A 20,551-nucleotide genomic window follows, 5' to 3' on the forward strand; every position below is an offset into this window, starting at 1 on the left:
TGGACCGACAGCGCAGTAAATCTGCGGCTGCGGCTTTGTATTGATCATGATTTAGACCCGTTATGCGGGTCACAGGAGACGACCATGAGTGGACGCTATGTAGCACTTAGCATACTTGCCCTTGGTGCCGGATTGGCCGGTGGCATTTATGCAGAACGATTTTATTTGAACCCATCGGATATGGCCGGCGATGGTGGGCAGAATATTTTGTATTGGGTGGCCCCGATGGACCCCAATTTTCGCCGCGACACACCGGGAAAATCCCCGATGGGCATGGATCTGATCCCGGTTTATGCAGGCGAAGAACCGACCGGCGATCCGTCCACCGTGCTACTGTCCGCAGCCGAAATCAACGCCATCGGCGTGCGCACCGCCGTTGCGCAGGTGTCTGACATCGCGCAGTCCATCGAGACGGTTGGCTTTGTTGGGTATGACGAGCATCTGACAAGCCACGTCCACACGCGGGTTGATGGCTGGATTGAAGAACTTGCCGTGCGGGCCGTAGGCGATACGGTCGCCAAGGGTGACATTATGTTCGAAATGTTCTCTCCGCAGATCGGCCTTGCCAGTGCTGAATACATCCGCGCACTTGAGAATGGAAACCAGCGGATCATCGACATTTCCCGCAGTAATCTTCGCAGTCAAGGCATGTCCGATGCCCAGATTGACGAAATTGGCACAACGCGGCAGATGGCCCGCAATCTAGAGGTATTCGCACCCCAAGACGGGATCGTCATTTCGCTTGAGGCCGCAGACGGCATGTTCTTGCAGCCCAACACGCGGGCCGTGTCGCTCACTGATCTGTCGACCGTCTGGCTGATTGTTGATGTATTCGAGCGCGACATCGCACGCTTGACCGACGACATGACGGCGCGCGTGGAATTCGAACATCTGAATGGGCGGATTTTTGAGGGACAGATTGATTACATTTACCCCGAACTGGACGCTGAGACGCGGACATTGCCGGTTCGGTTGAGCGTGGATAATTCCGATGGCCTGTTAAAGCCCAATATGTTCGGGACCGTGCGGTTGACCCCAAATCAGACGCGCGTGGCCCTTACGGTGCCGACCGAAGCGATTATTCGTACCGGTCGTGCGGAACGTGTCATCTTGAAAACCGGTGAAGACACGTTCACGCCCCGCTTGATTACCACAGGTTTGCGGGATGATTTCGACGAAGGCGGACGCACAGAAGTTGTGCAAGGTCTGGCCCCCGGCGAAGAGGTCGTGGCCTCGGCACAGTTCCTGATCGACAGTGAAAGTGCGCTGAGCGCGGGCCTCATGCGGATGGCCCCTACGGATGTGGAACCGGCACGCGGCGCGGGTGAATTGCTGGCATTCAATCCCGAAACACGGATGGCAACCATTCGTCACGATGCCTTGGACAGCCTTGGCTGGCCTGCGATGACATCTGATTTCCCGATCAGGGCTGACGTGATGGTCGGCAATCTGATGGCCGGTCAACAGGTCGCGTTTCGTGCGGCGCGTGGTGCGGACGGTTTGTTATACCTGATGGATATCGGGCCAGACGACGGCGTCGCTGCAACAGGCAATGGGGTGGTTGATGCTATCACCGCCGATGGGAAACTCAGCATGAGCCACGATCCCATTCCCGAACTTGGTTGGCCGGCGATGCAGATGGACATGCCCGTTGTCGGGTTTGATCCGGCAACTGTGCCGCTCGGCGCGCAAGTGTCATTTGATCTGTCCAAAGATGACGACGGCATATTTGTGATTGTCGCGGTGCGGCCCGCGAATGATGCGGGGTCTGACACCGACATGTCAGGGTCGATGGATGACCCGATCATAGATGACATGCCCGAGGCAACGGCAGCGGCACAAATCGTCGTGTCAGGTACAATCGAAAGCATCAACCTGGAGGCCCGCACAGCGACAATCGCGCATGGCCCGATCGTTGAAACCGGTATGCCCGGGATGACGATGGACTTTGCGATTGCGGACACGGTCAATCTGATGACGCTCCAAACCGGCAGCGAGGCAACCCTGACATTTGATCGCCCGGATGGGATGACGATGGTTCTGGCCGGCGTCGAGCAGGCAGAGGCTCCGATGAAGGTGACGGGGACAATTAACGCGGTTGATCCAATGACCGGCATGGCCAACATCAGCCACGGCCCGATGATCGACATCGGAATGCCCGGCATGACGATGGACTTTGACATAGCGCCATCTGTCCAGATGCAGGACCTGCCAATGGGGGTTGAAGTGTCATTGCTGATGACCCGCAATCCCGATTTTTCGATCACGCTGGTGGGCTATGAGGCCCCGGCCGAGCAGGTGACCCAATGATCCCTGCCATCATTCGCGGATCGATCAAGAACCGATTTTTGATCATCGCTCTGGCCATGATGATGGCCATTGCGGGTGTCTGGGCAATACGTTCAACGCCTGTGGATGCCATTCCCGATCTGTCGGACGTGCAGGTCATCATCAAAACACCCTATGCCGGACAGGCACCGCAAGTGGTCGAGGATCAGGTGACCTATCCGATCACCACAGCCATGCTGGCGGTGCCGGGGGCCACGGACGTGCGCGGGTTTTCGTTCTTCGGCGACAGTTATGTCTATGTCGTGTTCGAGGACGGAACCGATCTGTATTGGGCGCGTACCCGTGTGCTGGAATATCTAAGCCAGATTTCGGCAAACCTGCCCGATGGCGTGTCACCGGAACTTGGGCCGGATGCGACGGGCGTGGGTTGGATCTATCAATATGCCCTGATCGACAGAACGGGAAACCACGATCTGTCAGAACTGCGGACCCTGCAAGACTGGTTTCTGAAATATGAATTACAGACGGTCGATGGCGTGTCAGAGGTCGCCACGATTGGCGGCATGGTCAAGCAATATCAGGTGGTTGTGGACCCCAACAAACTGCGCGCTTACGATCTGACGCTGGAGTATATCCGCAATGCGATCAAAGGGGCCAACCGTGAAACCGGTGGCAGCGTGATCGAAATGGGCGAGGCCGAATTTATGGTCCGCTCAACCGGTTACGTCGATGAAATATCCGACATTGCAAGCGCGCCGTTGATGGTGAACGCGCGCGGTGCGGCAATCACGCTGGGGGATGTGGCTGATATCCGACTTGGCCCTGAATTGCGCCGTGGTGTGGGCGAATTTGACGGGAAAGGCGATGCTGTCGGTGGCGTCGTGATCTTGCGCTGGGGTGGAAACGCACTGCGCACAATCAAGGCCGTCGAGGCGCGGATTGAAGAATTACGCCCCAACCTGCCCGAAGGCGTCGAGATTGTGACGACTTATAACCGCGCAGGCGTGATCGAACGCGCGATCGAGAACCTTGAGAAAAAGCTGACCGAGGAATTCATCGTCGTCGTGCTGGTGTGTGCCGCGTTCTTGCTTCACGTCCGGTCGTCTTTGGTCATCGTATTGTCGCTGCCATTGGGGATATTTGCGGCCTTCATCATCATGAAATTCCAAGGTGTGAACGCCAATATCATGTCACTGGGCGGGATCGCGATTGCGATTGGCGCGATGGTGGATGCTGCAATTGTGATGATTGAATCGATGCACAGGCGGATTGAACGGGAACCGCTCACGCCTCAAAACCGCTGGCGGATTGTGACCGAATGTTGCGAAGAAGTCGGACCTGCGCTGTTCTTTTCGCTGGCCATCATTGCAGTTAGTTTCTTGCCGGTGTTCGTTCTGGAAAGCCAAGAGGGGCGGTTGTTCAAACCGCTGGCCTTTACCAAAACGTATGCCATGGGCGCTGCTGCAATCTTGTCGATTACTTTGGTTCCGGTCCTGATGGGTTACTTTGTGCGCGGGCGTATCATGGCCGAACATAGGAACCCGCTGAACAGGCTGGTGATCTGGATATACCGCCCGTTTCTTGACGCCGCCGTTGCATGGCCATGGGCGACTACGACGCTGGCCATCGCGCTGGTCGTGTCTATGGCATGGCCATTACAACGCATAGGCACGGAATTCATGCCCGAACTGAACGAGGGCGATTTCCTGTATATGCCGTCGCTTTATCCCGGTGTGTCCATCGGTAAGGCCCGCGAGGTGTTGCAGCAAAGCGACCGTCTGATCGCCACGGTGCCAGAAGTGCTGACCGTTCATGGCAAACTGGGTCGTGCAGATAGCGCGACAGATCCAGCACCGCTGACGATGATCGAAACGACGGTGCAATTGCGCCCCGAAGCCGAATGGCGGCCTGGGATGACGATGGAGGGCATTCGCGACGAACTGGATCGCGTCGTGCAAATACCCGGCGTAACCAACGTCTGGATACAACCGATCAAGAACCGGATTGATATGTTGGCAACGGGCATCAAAACCCCTGTGGGCGTCAAAATTTCGGGCGAGGATCTGGCTGTGATCGAAACGATCGGTATTGAAATTGAACAGGTCGTGGCCACAATCGCTGGAACGGCATCGGCCTATGCTGAACGCCCTGTTGGTGGGCGCTATGTCGAGATCAACGTCGATCGTGAAACCGCGGCGCGGTATATGATGAGCGTGCAGAACGTCCAGGATGTCGTGCAAACAGCCATTGGCGGTATGCAAGTGTCTGAAAGTGTTGAAGGGTTAGAACGGTTCCCGATCAACTTGCGCTACCCGCAGGAATGGCGCAACAGCCCCGAGAGATTGCGTGATCTGCCCGTCGTGACCCCCTCAGGTGCGCACATTCCTTTGGGGACTTTGGCGCAAATTGATGTCGTGGATGGCCCCAGCATGATCCGGTCTGAAAATGCGCGCCGCACGGGGTTCGTGTTCATCGACATCGCAGGCCGTGATCTGGGCGGCTACGTGAACGAAGCGCGTGATCTGGTCACTGAAAGGGTTGAACTGCCACCAGGGTATTCGATCACGTGGTCAGGCCAGTACGAGTATATCGAACGGATGCAGGACCGTTTGGCGCTTGTGGCACCTGCGACATTGCTGATCATCACGTTAATGCTGTTCATGGCCTTTAGTCGCGTGACCGAGGTTGCCATCATTCTGGCGGCATTGCCCGTCGCACTTGCGGGCGGTGTCTGGCTGATCTGGTATCTAAGCTTTGACATTTCGGTCGCTGTACTCGTCGGATTTATCGCTCTCGCGGGTGTCGCCGTTGAAACTGCTATTGTGATGCTGCTTTACCTCAACCTTGCGTGGGAAAAGCGCACGAAACTGGCTGTAGATGAACGCCGTAGCCTGACGGCTGTGGACGTAGAACAAGTTGTGTTCGAAGGCGCATTGCTGCGGGTGAGGCCAAAGGTGATGACGGTCGCTACAATCTTTGCAGGTCTGATCCCGATTATGTACGGCCACGGCACAGGGTCCGAGATCATGCAGCGCATTGCCGCCCCGATGGTGGGTGGTATGGCCACTGCGACGCTTTTGACGCTGCTGGTTATCCCTTCAATCTACGTGATCTGGAAACGCGCCTCGCTCAAACGCGTAAATCGCCAGATGACGGAAGGCCCGTCGCACCACCTTGAGAATTACCCCAATGCGGTTCCCGGCGACTGATCGTCGGGGCCCATCAACCAAAACCAAAACCAAGAACTGGAGATTTCTATGCGTAAACCCCTTATTATTACTGCAGGCATTGCAAGCATTGTCCTGACGGCAGGTACCGCGTTCGCACAAACCATGGACCATTCATCAATGGACCACAGCGCCATGGCGATGGGCGAAGAGGTGATTGAAGGCGCTGTCCACGCCCAAGCCGTGGTGAATTCCATGGGCGATGGCACGGTCAATGTCAGCCACGGTCCTATCCCCGAAATTGGCTGGCCAGCGATGACGATGGACATGCCACTTTTGGAGGGCGCAGAAATGATGGGCGAGATCGCCGTGGGCGATACCGTGACCATGATGTTGGTTAAGGATGCTGATGGCATGTATGCTGTCGGCGCTTTGATGGCCAGCGAATAAATAACTTTGGCCGGGGCGGGCAACTGCCCCGGCCATTTGCGATGATATTCCGGATCACGGCAACGATCATAGCTTCGGGCGCGAAGGGGGCAATGCGGGTGATTTCTTGAATTGCTGGTTGATGCGTCCAGTAACGCGCCCCTTGACCATTGCCATCAGCACGTCAGTGACGCAGGTGCTCGCGGATATGCGGCATCGGCGGTGACATAAAGAAATCATTGGGTTGGGTTGCGTAGGACCGTCCAAAAGTTGGCGTAACCGCAGCAAAATGGCGCTTTTCCCGCATACTTACCGATCCACAAAGTCCGCCGTTCGCCATAGATGTCAATTGATCGCAGGCGTACCTCGCCCGCGCCGTTGATCCACCACGGCGCCGAAAGTGGTCGGACGTCTTGCCACCGTCATTTTTGACGCTAATCCCGCAGATTTTTTAGCATTAAAACAGATGGTTGCCCGATGTTTTCCGCACATAGCATCACCCGTCCTTAGCGCATCCAAAATCCGGCTGATTTGATTTTGTTGCGCAATGATTGCTCGTGGCGGGGCAGGTTGTTTTGGTCGAACAAGGCCCGTACTTTTTGACCGCGCCCCTGATAGATCATCCGCTTGAACGGCTCATATTGCTTCAGTAGTTTTTTGACCTTGTTCGGGCTGGCGATGTCTTCCAGCGCTGCGACCGCCGCATCGCTTTCGCGGGCGTAGAACAAAGGTAACACGCGGTAATGACAACTGGATGCCCCGTCCAAAGGCGCCAGTTCCGGCCCCGGCCTGCCACCACCAAACGCATGGATCACCAGCGGTAAAACCACCTGATCCAGCCAAGGATCCAAAGGCTGGATCACCATTTCGGGCGGCGGATTATCCCGCACCGAAACGGCATATTCCGTGAACCGCTGTCCGAACGCCACGGGGTCTGCCCCGTAAAACCAGCCCGCATTAAAATAAAGGTATCGTTCCCAAAATTCATCCGGCTGCGACAGGTCAAGGCTGCTGTCAAAATCCAGACCGAACCGGTCGTAAAGTGACCGCCAAATGGCGGTATATCCCGGCCAGTACAGCTCTTCGACTGGCCAAGTCCCTGTGCGTTGCATCGACGCCGACGGGCGCGAGAAATCAAAAGGTATGTGGGTGATATCACCCGTTATAATGGTGTCGGTATCAAAGAAAACAAACGGCTCTGCGGCAGGCATAACCTTCAGCGCTTCGATCTTGTTGCCGTAGGGATAGTCTTTGCCGAAATGCACGGTATCAAAACCGCGCACCTCTGCGCCCATCTCAATGAGCGCGGTCCGAATGCCACCGGATATCCGCGGATCACCCTCCCATTTCGGGCCGGGCTGCGGTTCGGCAACGATCAGTTTGCCCGCAAAATTCGGGCAGGCGCGCCGCAACGACGCCGTGAAAAGAACGGCCTCATATTCCAGCCGCCCGGCCTGTCCGACGATCAGAATGTTGAACGAGGCGGGTGGTGTTGCGGCGGGCGGCATGAGGGGTCCATCTGCAATAAGGTCTGTGTTTTCCTATACCGTTGCACCACATCCGCGCAACCAAGATGGCCGTTGTTGACCGCACAAGGTCATGCTGCGGCTGCGCACTAAATGTTAGAAAACGATGCTGCATCTGCGAGGGTCATACTTTACGTGCAATAATTCGTGGATTTCGCGTCAATCGCGTACTTTTAGTATAGCAACTTGTGCAAAACGTATAGGATTGTGATCCGGGTTTCGTTCAATCTCGGTAAACGGCCTGCAAGAGCGGCCCGTCGTTTTTTGGGAGGAAAATATGAAACATCTTCGGAATACTGCGCTGGGGCTCACCCTTGGCGTCGCAGGCGCGTCAATGGCGATCGCTGGCGAGCTGACGATTGCGACTGTGAATAACGGTCATATGATTGAAATGCAAAAGCTGACCCCTGCGTTTGAGGCGGCGAACCCCGGCATCACCGTAAACTGGGTCACTTTGGACGAAGGCACATTGCGTAGCCGCGTCACCACCGACATCACCACCAAAGGTGGCCAGTTCGACATCATGACAATCGGTATGTACGAGGCACCGATCTGGGGCGAACGCGGCTGGCTGCAAGCGCTGGATTTTTCAGAGGCCTATGATGTCGACGACATCCTGCCTGCAATGCGCAATGGCCTAAGCCATGACGGCACATTGTACGCGGCACCGTTCTATGGTGAATCTTCGATGATCATGTACCGTAAGGATTTGCTGGATGCCGCGGGCATCACGTTGGAAGACAATCCGACATGGGCGAAAGTTGAAGAAGCCGCAGCCGCGATGACCGACAAAGACGCCGGCGTGTACGGGATCTGTTTGCGCGGCAAGCCGGGTTGGGGCGACAACATGGCGTTCATCACCACGATGGCGAACAGCTTTGGTGCGCAGTGGTTCAACGAGGACTGGACGCCTGCTTTGGATAGCCCAGAGTGGAACGCTGCTGTGAATTTCTACGTTGATCTGCTGAACAACTACGGCCCTCCCGGCTCGAGCGGCAACTCTTTCAACGAAATTCTGGCGCTGATGAACGAAGGCAAGTGCGGTATGTGGATTGACGCGACAATCGCGGCGTCCTTCGTGAGCGATCCAGCACAATCACAAGTTGCTGATACGATCGCCTTTGCGCAAGCACCACAGCAAGTCACGACAAAAGGCGCAAACTGGCTCTGGGCTTGGTCGCTGGCGATCCCTGCGGGCACCAACCAAGCCGAAGATGCCCAAAAGTTCATCGAATGGGCGACGTCGAAAGAGTATATCGAACTTGTTGCGGAAACCAACGGGTGGGCCGCTGTTCCGACAGGGACGCGTCAGTCGACATACGACAACGAAAACTTCCAAGCCGCAGCTGTTTTTGCAGAGGCCGAGCTGAAAGCGATCTTGTCGGCGAACCCCGAGGATTCAACGTTGAACCCATCACCTTATGTTGGTGTGCAGTTCGCGGCGATCCCAGAGTTCCAAGCGATCGGTACGGCTGTTGGCCAGCAAATGACCGCTGCATTGGCTGGTGACACCACAGTCGAGGAGGCGCTTGCTGCGTCGCAAGAAGCTGCCGACCGCGAAATGCGCAAAGCCGGCTATTACTAAGTTTCCTCCCGGTTGGGGGCGGCCGCAATTGCCGCCCCCGATTTCACCCGTTCAGCAGGGAATTCGGTCATGAACCCCACACTTGCCAAATGGCTTCAAGCGCCAAGCATTTTTCTCCTGTTTTTATGGATGATCGTGCCGCTTTCGATGACGGTCTATTTTTCGACCATCCGCTATAACCTTCTGTACCCAGAGCGGTCAGGTTTTATCGGGTTGTCCAACTACAAGTTCTTTTGGACCGATCCGTCTTTTTTCCCGGCTTTGCTGAACACATTGATCCTTGTCGGGTCAATCCTGGCGATCACGGTCATCTTGGGGCTTGCGATTGCCCTGCTCATTGACCGCCCGTTCAAGGGCCGCGGGATCGTAAGGGTTATGTTGATTTCCCCGTTCTTTATCATGCCAACTGTGTCGGCGTTGATCTGGAAAAACATGCTGATGGACCCCAACAACGGTCTGTTCGCCGCCTTCGCGCGCGCGATTGGCGCCACGCCGGTCGAATGGCTGCAAGATATGCCGCTTTTGTCGATTATTGTGATGGTCAGTTGGCAGTGGACGCCCTTTGCCATCCTGATTTTCATGACCTCTTTGCAGTCGCAAGACCAAGAGCAAAAAGAAGCCGCCACCTTGGACGGTGCTGGCTTTTGGGCACAGTTCTTTCACCTGACGCTGCCGCATCTGGCGCGCCCGATTGCGATCGTGATCCTGATCCAGATGATCTTTCACCTTGCTATCTTCGCCGAGATTTTTGTCACCACAAGCGGTGGACCGGGCGTGCAGTCTACAAACCTGACCTACCTGATCTATATCCAATCGCAGCAAGCCTTTGATGTGGGCGTGGCCTCTGCCGGTGGTGTCTTTGCAATCATTCTTGCCAATATCGTTGCGATCTTTTTGATCCGTGCGGTTGGCAAAACGCTGACGGTGTAAACATGACTGATAAACAACGCGCACACCTGAAAAACCGAATTGCAGTCATTGTTGCCTGGATCGTGGCATGCCTGTTCTTCTTTCCAATTTTCTGGATGGTTCTGACCAGCTTTAAAACCGAAGGGCAGGCGATTGCGGTGCCGCCGCTGCTGTTCTTTGAACCCACGCTGGAAAACTATACGGAAATTCAGTCGCGGACCAACTATGGCAAATTCGCATTGAACTCTGTCATCACGGCTTTTGGGGGGACGGCGCTGGCGCTGCTTATCGCGATCCCCGCGGCCTATTCGATGGCCTTTAACACCGGGCGCTGGACCAAAGACATTTTGATGTGGATGCTATCGACTAAAATGCTGCCTGCAGTGGGTGTGCTGATGCCGATCTACTTTTTGGCGCAGTCAACTGGTCTGTACGACACCAAGGGCCTGTTGGTTATCATATATGCCATGATGAACCTGCCGATCGTGATGCTGATCCTGTTCAACTACTTCCGTGAAATCCCCAAAGAAATTTTGGAGGCATCGCGGATGGACGGCACATCAACGTTTAACGAAATCCGGCGCATCGTTATGCCGCTGGCTTGGGGCGGGATCGCGTCAACAGCGCTTTTGTCGATCATCTTGTGTTGGAACGAGGCGTTTTGGTCGATTGTCCTGACAACGACCGACGCGACGACACTGACGTCTTTTGTTGCATCTTTCCAAGCCCCCGAAGGTCTGTTCTGGGCCAAGGTATCCGCGGTATCGACGCTGGCCTGCGCGCCGATTGTGGTTTTTGGCTGGCTGGCACAAAAACAGCTGGTGCAAGGGCTGACATTTGGGGCGGTAAAATGATCCAGCGCCAAGTGACCGGGGCGGTTTCATGTCCATAATCCTACCCGAATTGGAGGTGCTTCAGAACAGCCCGGAAAGCCTGCGCTATCTTGAACATGGCTGGCCGGACCCGCTGTGTCGCTGGCATGCGCACAAGGAATGCGAATTGCATCTGATTATGACCACGACCGGGCGCAGCTATGTTGGCGACTATATCGGAGACTTTGCGCCGGGCGATTTGTTCCTGATTGGCCCGCATTTGCCACATAACTGGATCACGGACGAGGTGTGGACCGAACCCGTGGCCAAACGCGACATGGTGATCCAGTTTGATCACGAACGGGTCGGCGCGCTGGTCAGTGCGTTCCCCGAGTTTGAGCCAACCCAACACCTGATCAACCGGTCGCAATGCGGGATAAAATTCAACGGATATCCGATGGACGACGCCATAGCGCGGTTGGCGTCCCTACGCGACGGGTCTGGCCCGACGCGCATCATTGAGTTCCTTGATTTTATGACGATTCTGGCCGACCACGCGGACACAGAGACAATGTCGATCCAAAAGATCGACCACGCAAAACGCAGCAAAGCGCAGATCAAAATCTGTGACGTGGTCGATCACATTGTACAGAATTTTTCGGACGAATTTTCGGTGGAATCTGCCGCTGAAATGGCAGGCATGACCGAGGCGACATTCCGGCGCAATTTTCAGGCCACCACAGGCCACCGTTTTGTGGAATTTGTGAATGGTGTTCGCATTGGGCAGGCCTGCGGCATGCTTTATGCGACCGACGAACAGGTTGCCGCAATCTGCTATCAAGTCGGGTTTCAAAACCTCGCAAATTTCAACCGGCACTTTCTAAAGCTCAAAGGTATGACGCCATCGTCCTACCGTGACAAAGCCCGCAAAGATCTCATCCCCGCAAAGGAACATGCTTGATGACCCGTGCCGCACATGCCACGATTTTTGAAACCACTTACGACCGGGATGCCTGCGCAGTTGGGGTTGTTCACCTTGGGTTTGGCGCGTTTCACCGCGCACATCAGGCGCAATATCTCGACGATTATATGCAGACGACGGGCGACCTTGCTTGGGGGATCGCGGCCGTGAACCTGCGCGGTGCCGAATCCGCATCTTTTGCCGCACACACCGCGTGGGACAACGGGTATTTGCTGAAATCCACAACACCCGAAGGTGACGTGGCGCTGCGCCGCGTCCGGTCGCATGTCGCCTTTGCCGATTGGTCGCAAGACGCATCCTCTGCCGAAGCGCTGTTGGCGCGGCCCAGCGTTCACATGGTCACGATCACCGTGACAGAAAGCGGGTATTACACCGATCCGAACGGCGCGCTGTCAGCCACTGACGCTGTGATCGCACAGGAAATCGGCGGTGGGGCCGCGACAAGCGTCTATGCATATCTGCGTGCGGCGCTGACGCAACGTATGGCGGCGGGTGCGCACCCCCTCACGATCTGCTGCTGCGACAACATCCGCCAAAACGGCAAAATGCTAAAGGCGAACTTTGCAGCCTATCTGGCTTTGACGGGTGAAAATGCGCTCGCGGGGTGGGTCGCGCAAAACGTAACCTTCCCATGTTCGATGGTGGATCGGATCACACCACGCTCTACGCCAGAGCTTGCGGCAGAACTGTCGGCGGTCGTCGGCGTGCCTGTCACGCAACCCATCGCCGCCGAGGCATTTGTGCAATGGGTGCTTCAGGACAGCTTTGCCGGACCGATGCCGCAACTTGACGCAGTGGGTGTGACGATAACCGACAACGTCGACCCGTACGAGGAAACAAAAATTCGCGTCCTGAACGGGGGGCATACGTGTCTTGCGTATCTGGCGGCGCTGAACGGGATCGTGACATTTGATCAGGCGATGCGCGTCCCCGCGCTGTTTGACCATTTCTGGCAATATGAAACCCAAGAGGTATTGCCCGCCCTCACAATCGATTTGCCGTTTTCCAAGGCCGATTATCTGGACGCGATCGCGGCACGTTTTAAAAATGCAGCCATAGCCGACACCGTCGCACGCATCAGCGCAGACGGCATGGCCAAATTCCCGATCTTTATACGCCCAACTCTGGAAGGATGCCTGCAACAAGGCATCATGCCGCACCACGGCATCCGCAGCATCGCAAGCTGGTACGTCTTTGCACAGCATGTCGCCGCCGGAAAAATCCCGTTTTCCTACCTCGAACCCAGTTGGGACTCACTGAAATCCCTGCTGGGGTCCGATGATTTTGTGACCTCACAACAGCTTTGGGGTGATCTTCCCACTGCCTATCCTGCATTCGCTGACACCTTGCGTGCGGCCCTCAAAGACATGGAGCAATCATGGCCAGTTTGACAATTCGTGACGTTCGCAAATCCTATGGTTCGGTGCAGGTCATGCACGGGATTGATCTGGATATCCAAGACGGTGAATTTGTGGTGTTCGTCGGTCCGTCGGGCTGCGGAAAATCCACGCTGCTACGGATGATTGCCGGCCTTGAAGAGATTAGCAGCGGGACTGTCGCCATCGACGATAAGGTCGTCAATGATGTAGCACCTTCCAAGCGCGAAGTGGCCATGGTGTTCCAGACTTACGCGCTTTATCCGCATATGACCGTCTATAAAAATATGGCGTTTGGCTTGCAGCAGGTGAAAACGCCAGAGGCCGAAATTGACCGCCGCGTCAAAGCCGCCGCCGAGGTTCTGCAAATCACCGACTATCTGGAACGCAGCCCGCGCAACCTGTCCGGCGGGCAGCGGCAGCGGGTGGCCATTGGTCGCGCGATTGTCCGTGATCCAAAGGTGTTTTTGTTCGACGAACCGCTGTCGAACCTTGACGCTGCCTTGCGGGTCCAAACCCGGATCGAAATTTCAAAACTGCACGAACGCCTTGGGTCAACGATGATCTACGTGACCCATGATCAGGTCGAAGCAATGACGCTGGCCAATAAAATTGTCGTGCTGCGCGATGGTCGCATCGAACAGGTCGGGTCGCCGACCGATCTTTATGACCGCCCCGATAACATGTTTGTGGCACAGTTCATCGGCAGTCCAAAAATGAACTTTTTCGAGGTCGCAGATGTGAATAATGCGAACGTCGAATTGGCTGACGGTCAGGTGCTCGGCATTCGCCCAGAGCACCTTGTGCCTGCTGGCGACAGTGATGGGTGGTTGGCCGGCACCGTTGAATTGGTCGAAAATCTTGGCGAATACGTGCTGGTCCATTTGACGACGGCGCAAGGCACGGGGTTTGTTGCCAAGATGGAGCGCACAGGTGCAGCAAAGACTGGTGCAAAGCTGTCGTTCAAAGCTGACCCTATGAAAACCCATCGCTTTGATACGGTCAGCGGTGTCCGGCTTTAACCAGCACTTTTTGACCGACGCAGAGGGGCCCGCGGGCCCCTCAAAGCTGTCCAAGGCCCGCGTTTGTATTCAGCAAATATTGTGAAAAAATCGGGCCGCTCGCCGCGCCAATCGCGCGGGCATTTCCGCCAATTGTACCGCTTTCGATGACGGGTGGGATCAATCCACGGGTGTCTTGGTTCACGATATAGCGGCGCACACGTTCCACCAATTCGGTCCTGATTTCCGCTGGGAATGCGCCATCAATCAAAATCGCTTCAAAGTCGAAAACGGCACATGTGGACAGGCTGGCTCTGGCTAATTCCTGCGCGGTCTGACCCAACCATGGTTCGACATAGCGGCTGATGCTGGACCAGTCTTGCGGCATGTCCCAGATCATTGCCGGGTCAATATCGACCTCTTGCAAGCGCGCCTCGAGCAAGTGGATCGAAGCCATATCAACCAGTTGTTTGCTTTCACCATGTGGCCCGATGCTGCGCAACGACCCAAGTGCGCCGGCGTTGCCTTGGCGCCCTTCGACCACTGAATGATTTAGAACGATCCCACCACCAATAAAGGCGCCCAAAAAAAAGTAGGCGTAGTCGGTGAATGCCTTGCCGCGCCCATAAACATGTTCGGCCTGACACGCAGCAGTGGCATCGTTCATAAGTGAGACGGGCAGCGCGCTAAAACGTGCGATTTCCCCGCGAATGTCGATGTCTTTCCACGATGTAAACGCTGGCGGTGGCGCGCCGATCTGGTCGTGCCAGTTCCACATCTCGAACGGGGCTGCGACACCTAAACCGCAAATGCGCTTTGCGATATCGGGTGGAAGCGCGCCCACAATTTCAGTCATGCCGTCGGCCAAAAACGAAAAGACGTCAGATGGGGTCGGGAAGGCATAGCTCCTGTGCCGTTGGGCGCGGACTTTGCCAGTGAAATCCATCAATAATAGATCTGCCGACCGTCTTCCGATCTTAAGGCCAAAGGACAGGACACCGTCAGGCGACAGGCGCATCGGGACAGATGGTTTGCCAACCTTGCCGCGCATTGGTGCGCCGCGTTCCAGCAGACCGTCTGTTTCCAAACGCTTCAGGATCGTTGATACGGTCGGTGCCGACAGCGCCGACAGTTTCGCCAAATCGCTGCCGGGCATATCGCCATGACGTTGCAGCAACGACAGCAAAAGCCGTTCGTTGTGGTTACGCACACCCTTTTGACTCAGGCCTGCGCTGATTGATCGTATGACCGAATGCTCCATCCCAGCCTTCATAAATGGCTCTCCCGCCATGTGGAATACACCATTTTAATTAATAAAGAAAGTTAACTAATTAATTGACAGGTGCCCCCGAATCGCGTTGTTTGTCCTTATTCGCTTCGCATTGCGGGGGGAGGTCACAACAGGGGGTCACCCCGTCATCATGACATTTCTGGGAGGAAAACATGAAAAAACTGCTTATCGGTACTGCGCTTGCTGTCATCACATCTGCGGGTGGCGCAATGGCTGCCGGTCACGGCACATCTGCGTGCCTGATCACCAAAACGGACACAAACCCATTTTTCGTTAAGATGCGCGAAGGCGCCGAAGCCGCTGCCGAAGCTGCAGGGATCACGTTGCGGTCCTATGCGGGTAAGGTCGATGGCGACCATGAAACCCAAGTAGCGGCAATCGAAACCTGCATCGCCGACGGCGCGTCAGGTATCTTGATCACTGCGTCTGATACATCGTCCATCGTCGGTGCGGTTACCCAGGCCCGCGAAGCCGGTTTGCTGGTGATCGCGCTGGACACGCCGCTTGAGCCAATCGACGCCGCTGACGCGACTTTTGCAACAGATAACTTTCTTGCTGGCGAATTGATCGGCCAGTGGGCCGCTGCTTCGCTGGGTGATGATGCCGCAAACGCACGGATTGCGATGCTTGATCTTGCCGTCAGCCAGCCGTCTGTTGGCGTAATGCGTGACCAAGGGTTCTTGCAGGGCTTTGGCATTGACTTGGGTGATCCCAACAAATGGGGCGATGAAACCGATCCACGTATCGTCGGCAACGACGTGACCGCGGGCAACGAAGAAGGTGGCCGTAAGGCGATGGAGAACCTGTTGGCTGTCGATCCGACAATCAACGTGGTTTACACCATCAACGAACCGGCGGCTGCGGGTGCCTATGAGGCGCTGAAATCCATTGGCCGTGAAAACGATGTGCTGATTGTCTCTGTCGATGGCGGCTGCCCGGGCATCCAAAACGTCGCTGATGGCGTGATCGGTGCGACATCCCAGCAATACCCGTTATTGATGGCCTCCAAAGGGATCGAAGCCATTGCGCAATATGCGGCTGACGGTACGTTGCCACAAAACACACCCGGCAAAAACTTCTTTGACACCGGTGTTGCTTTGGTCACGGATCAGCCAGCAGATGGCGTTGACAGCATTTCTGTCGCCGAAGGCACGGACCTGTGCTGGGGCTAAACCTGGTTTGACTTAACGTCCCCAAGGGCAGGCAGACGCTTGCCCTTGGGTTTCAATTACAGCAAGTCAAACATCCATTTACAGAAGGGGGAGGTCGCAATGTCGGGCGACACTGACAATTTTGAAGCCGTGGTCAAGGCAAGAGGTGCCGAGACTGTGGCGGAGTTTACCACCGCAAACAAAGGTTTCGTTGGAAGATTACAGCACGCGCTGCACGTGAATCCAGCCTTGGTGCCGCTTTTTGTTTTGCTGGCCTCCATTGTTGTATTTGGTTTGCTGCTGGGGTCGAAATTCTTTTCTCCATTTGCGCTGACACTGATCCTGCAACAGGTTCAGATCGTGGGTATCGTGGCTGCCGCCCAAAGTTTGGTGATCCTGACAGCCGGTATCGACCTGTCCGTCGGTGCGATCATGGTGCTGTCATCTGTTGTCATGGGGCAATTTACCTTCCGCTACGGGCTGCCGGCCGAGGTTGCGGTCGTGTTCGGCCTGCTCACAGGGGTGGTCTGCGGCTACATCAACGGTTGGTTGATTGCCGTGATGAAGCTGCCTCCGTTTATTGTGACGCTTGGCATGTGGCAAATCGTGCTCGCAAGCAACTTTTTGTACTCCGCAAACGAAACAATCCGCGCACAAGAGATCGAAGTAAACGCACCACTTTTGCAAATTTTTGCAACCAAGTTCGAAGTCGGCGGTGCAGTCCTGACGGGCGGCGTGATCTTTATGGTGCTGCTGATGTTGTTTTTGTCTTACGTGCTGAAACAAACAGCATGGGGGCGGCACGTCTATGCCGTGGGTGATGACCCAGATGCGGCGCAACTATCGGGCGTGAACGTACGCCGGACGCTGATTTCTGTTTACATGTTATCGGGGTTGATTTGCGCGTTTGCGGGCTGGGCTTTGATTGGCCGGATCGGGTCAGTGTCGCCGACGTCAGGACAGCTTGCCAATATTGAATCAATCACAGCTGTGGTGATCGGCGGTATCTCTTTGTTCGGGGGTCGTGGGTCGATCCTCGGGGCGCTGTTTGGGGCGCTGATCGTCGGTGTCTTTACATTGGGTCTGCGGCTTGCAGGTGCAGATGCACAGTGGACCTATCTTTTGATTGGCGTGCTTATCATTGCGGCGGTTGCCGTGGACCAGTGGATCAGAAAGGTGTCAGCGTAATGGAACCCATTCTCAAAGGCCGCGGACTGGTCAAACGTTATGGCAAAGTCACCGCGCTCGATCATTGTGACTTTGATCTCTATCCCGGCGAAATCCTCGCCGTGATCGGGGACAACGGCGCCGGAAAGTCCTCCCTCATCAAAGCTATTTCCGGCGCGGTTGTACCTGACGCAGGCGAGGTGACGTTAGAAGGCCGCAAGGTGAACTTCACATCCCCTACAGACGCCCGCAAGGAGGGGATTGAAACCGTCTATCAAACCCTTGCGATGTCGCCCGCTTTGTCGATTGCAGACAATATGTTTATGGGCCGCGAGCTGCGTAAACCGGGCTTTCGCGGTACGTGGCTTCGTCAACTGGACCGTCCCCGGATGGAACAAATGGCACGCGATAAGCTGACTGAATTGGGCCTAATGACAATTCAGAACATAAATCAGGCCGTCGAAACCTTGTCGGGTGGGCAACGCCAAGGTGTCGCCGTGGCGCGCGCTGCGACTTTTGGGTCCAAGGTTATTATTCTGGATGAACCAACGGCTGCGTTGGGCGTCAAAGAATCCCGGCGGGTGTTGGAGCTGATCCTTGATGTGCGCTCGCGCGGTATCCCGATCATCTTGATCAGTCACAACATGCCGCATGTCTTCGAGGTCGCCGATCGCATTCACGTTCACCGTTTGGGAAAACGCCTGTGTGTCATTGATCCAAAAGACTACACGATGTCTGACGCTGTGGCGTTTATGACCGGCGCAAAGGAAGCACCTGCGGTGTAGTGTGGTGGCCTGTGCCCGCAATAACCAGTAACGCCGCGCGCTCTTGGATCGCGCGGCATTTTTTATGCCCTTTCACAAAGGTGCCATACGTATTAGGCGTCCCTATCATTATAAAATTGGGACAGGTTATGGCACAAAAAGCCACTATTTATAAAGTTGAACTTTCGGTGTCCGATATGGACCGCCACTACTACGAGACCCATAAATTAACCGTCGCCAAACATCCCTCAGAAACGGACGAGCGGCTCATGGTGCGTATTCTAGCCTTTGCGCTGAACGCCCACGAGCAGCTGGAAATGACAAAAGGCCTGTCCACGGACGACGAACCAGACGTTTGGCAAAAAAGCCTGAGTGGCGAACTTGAACTATGGGTCGCATTGGGGCTGCCAAGCGAAAAAGTTGTCCGTCAATCCTGTGGCAAATCAGATCAGGTGATCGTCTACAGTTATGGCGGCAGAACAGCCGAGATGTGGTGGGAAAAGATCAAAAACAGCACCGCCCGATTTGAAAACCTGCAAGTCACAAATTTTTCAGAGATGGACACCGGCGAGCTTGCGAAACTGGCCAGCCGTGCGATGAAAATTCAGGTCAACATTCAGGACGGCGAGGTCATGGTAAGTATCGCTGACAGCATCGTTTACGTCACCCCGATCGCATGGAAGAAAAGCGAACGTTAATTGTCGCGCAGGGTGCAAATGTCACGGTTGATGTCAGCTGTCGCAACGCACGCATCTAGCGCAATTGAATTGTTACCCTTTCGTGCCGTTCCGAGGGTCTTTTGACCCGCGTTGCGGTCGAAAGCCGTTGCTGTATTCAACATGCCCATCGCAGCCCGGATGATTTTAGACGCAGTGCGCCATGCGCTGGGGAAACGATCCGGGGAAAAGATACCGCGCCAGACTGACGTTGTCAGATCGCGCAATTCACACGCGCAATGAAACCTAAAATCGGCGGTCTAACGCAGTTAATAGTGATGAGTGGTGGGCGACCCTGGAATCGAACCAGGCGTGCGTCTCCGCGAGAGAGTTACAGTCTCCTGCCACACCTTGCGGCCTGTCGCCCACTGAGGCGCTGATTACCTGTGGCCCCATGCCCCGTCAACCGCAAAAGTGCTGGTTTTGTTGCCAAGGCTTCACAGTTTTGATTTTGTCGGGTATCGGCGGGGGAAAGCTGCGTTAGAAATGGAACAAAACGATGAAAAAGCCAACTTGGGTGATTGCGAAAGAGCAAGACAAGCGTGCCGCCGCGAATGAAACCGTTTGGCTGTTTGGTCTGCATGCGGTGCGGGATGCGCTTGAAAACCCTGCGCGGGTAAAACTGCGTCTGGTGGTTACGCGCAACGCGCTTGAAAGGTTGGGCGACGCGGTCGCCAAAGGCGGGATCGAGCCCGAAATTTCTGACCCGCGCAAATTTGCGGCGCCGCTTGATCCGCAGTCTGTGCACCAAGGTGCGGCGCTTGAGGTGAAGCCACTTGATTGGGGTTCGCTTGAAGATATTGCCTTGGGTAACGGCCCGCAACCGGCGCGGATTGTTTTGTTGGACCGCGTCACAGACCCGCATAACGTCGGCGCGATTTTGCGGTCAGCAGAGGTGTTTGGCGCGCGCGCTGTGGTCGCGATGCAGCGCCATGCGGCCCCTGAAACGGGTGCGCTGGCCAAAACGGCCAGTGGCGCGCTGGAACGGCAACCGTATTTGCGGGTCCGCAATCTGGCTGACACCATCGAGGCGTTGCAGCGCATGGGTTATCTTGTGCTTGGCTTGGATGGCGAGGCCGAGATGACAATCGAAGCAGCCGTTGAAGGCAAGCGTGATCGCGCTGTCGCATTGGTGATGGGCGCCGAAGGTCCTGGTTTGCGCGAAAAAACCCGCGAGACATGCGACCACTTGGTGCGAATCGACGCGGCTGCCGCGTTCGGGTCACTGAATGTGTCGAATGCGGCTGCGGTCGCACTGTATGCCGCCAAGGGGTAATAAGCGGGCGATAATCGCGCGTGATCACATTTCGCTGATCACCCCTTACTTTATGGCGTGCAAGGCATAACTTATTTGGTGAAGGCGTGGTCTTGGAACTGACCTGCCTC

General features: G+C 55.7%; 16 protein-coding genes and 1 tRNA gene. 14 read left to right on the forward strand and 3 right to left on the reverse strand.

Features of this window, described 5'->3' with window-relative positions; all coding sequences use genetic code 11:
* The first annotated feature begins 84 nt into the window (after positions 1-84).
* The 3 genes from ACXJGX_RS10755 to ACXJGX_RS10765 are packed head-to-tail and all read left to right on the forward strand — an operon-like array spanning position 85 to position 5,906.
* Complete coding sequence (locus ACXJGX_RS10755) at positions 85-2,310, forward strand: efflux RND transporter periplasmic adaptor subunit (RefSeq protein WP_474781453.1); 2,226 nt, start codon at positions 85-87, stop codon at positions 2,308-2,310.
* Complete coding sequence (locus ACXJGX_RS10760; protein WP_474781455.1) at positions 2,307-5,498, forward strand: efflux RND transporter permease subunit; 3,192 nt, start codon at positions 2,307-2,309, stop codon at positions 5,496-5,498. The genes ACXJGX_RS10755 and ACXJGX_RS10760 overlap by 4 nt, the downstream gene beginning before the upstream one ends.
* Before the next feature lie 48 nt (positions 5,499-5,546).
* Positions 5,547-5,906 (forward strand): copper-binding protein, encoded by a 360-nt coding sequence (locus tag ACXJGX_RS10765; RefSeq protein WP_474781457.1) that lies wholly within the window; start codon positions 5,547-5,549, stop codon positions 5,904-5,906.
* 485 nt (positions 5,907-6,391) lie between these two features.
* On the opposite strand, the gene ACXJGX_RS10770 is transcribed toward ACXJGX_RS10765, so the two are convergent.
* Positions 6,392-7,393 carry a hypothetical protein gene (locus tag ACXJGX_RS10770; RefSeq protein ID WP_474781459.1) on the reverse strand — a complete coding sequence of 334 codons (1,002 nt, stop codon included), beginning with the start codon at positions 7,391-7,393 and terminating at the stop codon, positions 6,392-6,394.
* A gap of 295 nt (positions 7,394-7,688) precedes the next feature.
* Between ACXJGX_RS10770 and ACXJGX_RS10775 the strand changes: the two genes are divergently transcribed.
* The 6 genes from ACXJGX_RS10775 (at position 7,689) to ACXJGX_RS10800 (ending at position 14,097) form a co-directional block, all read left to right on the forward strand.
* Positions 7,689-8,996, forward strand: a complete 1,308-nt coding sequence (locus ACXJGX_RS10775; protein WP_474781461.1) for an ABC transporter substrate-binding protein — start codon at positions 7,689-7,691, stop codon at positions 8,994-8,996.
* Positions 8,997-9,065: 69 nt separating this feature from the next.
* On the forward strand, positions 9,066-9,926 hold the full coding sequence (locus ACXJGX_RS10780) for a carbohydrate ABC transporter permease (RefSeq protein ID WP_474781463.1): 861 nt from the start codon (positions 9,066-9,068) through the stop codon (positions 9,924-9,926).
* Between the two features lie 2 nt (positions 9,927-9,928).
* Positions 9,929-10,759 (forward strand): carbohydrate ABC transporter permease, encoded by an 831-nt coding sequence (locus ACXJGX_RS10785; protein ID WP_474781465.1) that lies wholly within the window; start codon positions 9,929-9,931, stop codon positions 10,757-10,759.
* A gap of 145 nt (positions 10,760-10,904) precedes the next feature.
* Positions 10,905-11,678, forward strand: coding sequence for a helix-turn-helix domain-containing protein (locus tag ACXJGX_RS10790; RefSeq protein ID WP_474781914.1), 774 nt, complete (start codon positions 10,905-10,907; stop codon positions 11,676-11,678).
* Complete coding sequence (locus tag ACXJGX_RS10795; RefSeq protein WP_474781467.1) at positions 11,678-13,090, forward strand: mannitol dehydrogenase family protein; 1,413 nt, start codon at positions 11,678-11,680, stop codon at positions 13,088-13,090. The genes ACXJGX_RS10790 and ACXJGX_RS10795 overlap by 1 nt, the downstream gene beginning before the upstream one ends.
* Complete coding sequence (locus ACXJGX_RS10800) at positions 13,078-14,097, forward strand: ABC transporter ATP-binding protein (protein ID WP_474781469.1); 1,020 nt, start codon at positions 13,078-13,080, stop codon at positions 14,095-14,097. The genes ACXJGX_RS10795 and ACXJGX_RS10800 overlap by 13 nt, the downstream gene beginning before the upstream one ends.
* A gap of 40 nt (positions 14,098-14,137) precedes the next feature.
* On the opposite strand, the gene ACXJGX_RS10805 is transcribed toward ACXJGX_RS10800, so the two are convergent.
* Entirely contained in the window at positions 14,138-15,337 is a 1,200-nt protein-coding gene (locus ACXJGX_RS10805) for an ROK family transcriptional regulator (RefSeq protein ID WP_474781916.1), read from the reverse strand.
* Positions 15,338-15,519: 182 nt separating this feature from the next.
* Here ACXJGX_RS10805 and ACXJGX_RS10810 point away from each other — a divergent pair, with 182 nt between their 5' ends.
* The 4 genes from ACXJGX_RS10810 (at position 15,520) to ACXJGX_RS10825 (ending at position 19,147) form a co-directional block, all read left to right on the forward strand.
* Positions 15,520-16,539 carry a substrate-binding domain-containing protein gene (locus ACXJGX_RS10810; RefSeq protein ID WP_474781471.1) on the forward strand — a complete coding sequence of 340 codons (1,020 nt, stop codon included), beginning with the start codon at positions 15,520-15,522 and terminating at the stop codon, positions 16,537-16,539.
* 99 nt (positions 16,540-16,638) lie between these two features.
* A complete protein-coding gene (locus tag ACXJGX_RS10815) occupies positions 16,639-17,706 on the forward strand; it encodes an ABC transporter permease (RefSeq protein WP_474781473.1) in 1,068 nt (355 codons plus the stop codon).
* Positions 17,706-18,470, forward strand: coding sequence for an ATP-binding cassette domain-containing protein (locus ACXJGX_RS10820; RefSeq protein WP_474781475.1), 765 nt, complete (start codon positions 17,706-17,708; stop codon positions 18,468-18,470). The genes ACXJGX_RS10815 and ACXJGX_RS10820 overlap by 1 nt, the downstream gene beginning before the upstream one ends.
* A 128-nt stretch (positions 18,471-18,598) precedes the next feature.
* Entirely contained in the window at positions 18,599-19,147 is a 549-nt protein-coding gene (locus ACXJGX_RS10825; protein WP_474781477.1) for a YaeQ family protein, read from the forward strand.
* 301 nt (positions 19,148-19,448) lie between these two features.
* Here ACXJGX_RS10825 and ACXJGX_RS10830 read toward each other — a convergent pair.
* Positions 19,449-19,532, reverse strand: a tRNA-Tyr gene (locus ACXJGX_RS10830).
* A 132-nt stretch (positions 19,533-19,664) separates the two neighbouring features.
* Between ACXJGX_RS10830 and rlmB the strand changes: the two genes are divergently transcribed.
* Entirely contained in the window at positions 19,665-20,441 is a 777-nt protein-coding gene (gene rlmB / locus ACXJGX_RS10835) for a 23S rRNA (guanosine(2251)-2'-O)-methyltransferase RlmB (RefSeq protein ID WP_474781479.1), read from the forward strand.
* The last annotated feature ends 110 nt before the right edge of the window (positions 20,442-20,551 follow it).

The organism is Yoonia sp. SWMV100 (assembly GCF_056108365.1).

What these genes read in the sequence shown, in the direction of transcription:
- ACXJGX_RS10755 (WP_474781453.1), top strand. Translation starts at nt 85, where the DNA reads ATGAGTGGACGCTATGTAGCACTTAGCATACTTGCCCTTGGTGCCGGA.
- ACXJGX_RS10760 (WP_474781455.1), top strand. Translation starts at nt 2,307, where the DNA reads ATGATCCCTGCCATCATTCGCGGATCGATCAAGAACCGATTTTTGATC.
- ACXJGX_RS10765 (WP_474781457.1), top strand. Translation starts at nt 5,547, where the DNA reads ATGCGTAAACCCCTTATTATTACTGCAGGCATTGCAAGCATTGTCCTG.
- ACXJGX_RS10770 (WP_474781459.1), bottom strand. Translation starts at nt 7,393, where the DNA reads ATGCCGCCCGCCGCAACACCACCCGCCTCGTTCAACATTCTGATCGTC.
- ACXJGX_RS10775 (WP_474781461.1), top strand. Translation starts at nt 7,689, where the DNA reads ATGAAACATCTTCGGAATACTGCGCTGGGGCTCACCCTTGGCGTCGCA.
- ACXJGX_RS10780 (WP_474781463.1), top strand. Translation starts at nt 9,066, where the DNA reads ATGAACCCCACACTTGCCAAATGGCTTCAAGCGCCAAGCATTTTTCTC.
- ACXJGX_RS10785 (WP_474781465.1), top strand. Translation starts at nt 9,929, where the DNA reads ATGACTGATAAACAACGCGCACACCTGAAAAACCGAATTGCAGTCATT.
- ACXJGX_RS10795 (WP_474781467.1), top strand. Translation starts at nt 11,678, where the DNA reads ATGACCCGTGCCGCACATGCCACGATTTTTGAAACCACTTACGACCGG.
- ACXJGX_RS10800 (WP_474781469.1), top strand. Translation starts at nt 13,078, where the DNA reads ATGGCCAGTTTGACAATTCGTGACGTTCGCAAATCCTATGGTTCGGTG.
- ACXJGX_RS10805 (WP_474781916.1), bottom strand. Translation starts at nt 15,337, where the DNA reads ATGGAGCATTCGGTCATACGATCAATCAGCGCAGGCCTGAGTCAAAAG.
- ACXJGX_RS10810 (WP_474781471.1), top strand. Translation starts at nt 15,520, where the DNA reads ATGAAAAAACTGCTTATCGGTACTGCGCTTGCTGTCATCACATCTGCG.
- ACXJGX_RS10815 (WP_474781473.1), top strand. Translation starts at nt 16,639, where the DNA reads ATGTCGGGCGACACTGACAATTTTGAAGCCGTGGTCAAGGCAAGAGGT.
- ACXJGX_RS10820 (WP_474781475.1), top strand. Translation starts at nt 17,706, where the DNA reads ATGGAACCCATTCTCAAAGGCCGCGGACTGGTCAAACGTTATGGCAAA.
- ACXJGX_RS10825 (WP_474781477.1), top strand. Translation starts at nt 18,599, where the DNA reads ATGGCACAAAAAGCCACTATTTATAAAGTTGAACTTTCGGTGTCCGAT.
- rlmB (WP_474781479.1), top strand. Translation starts at nt 19,665, where the DNA reads ATGAAAAAGCCAACTTGGGTGATTGCGAAAGAGCAAGACAAGCGTGCC.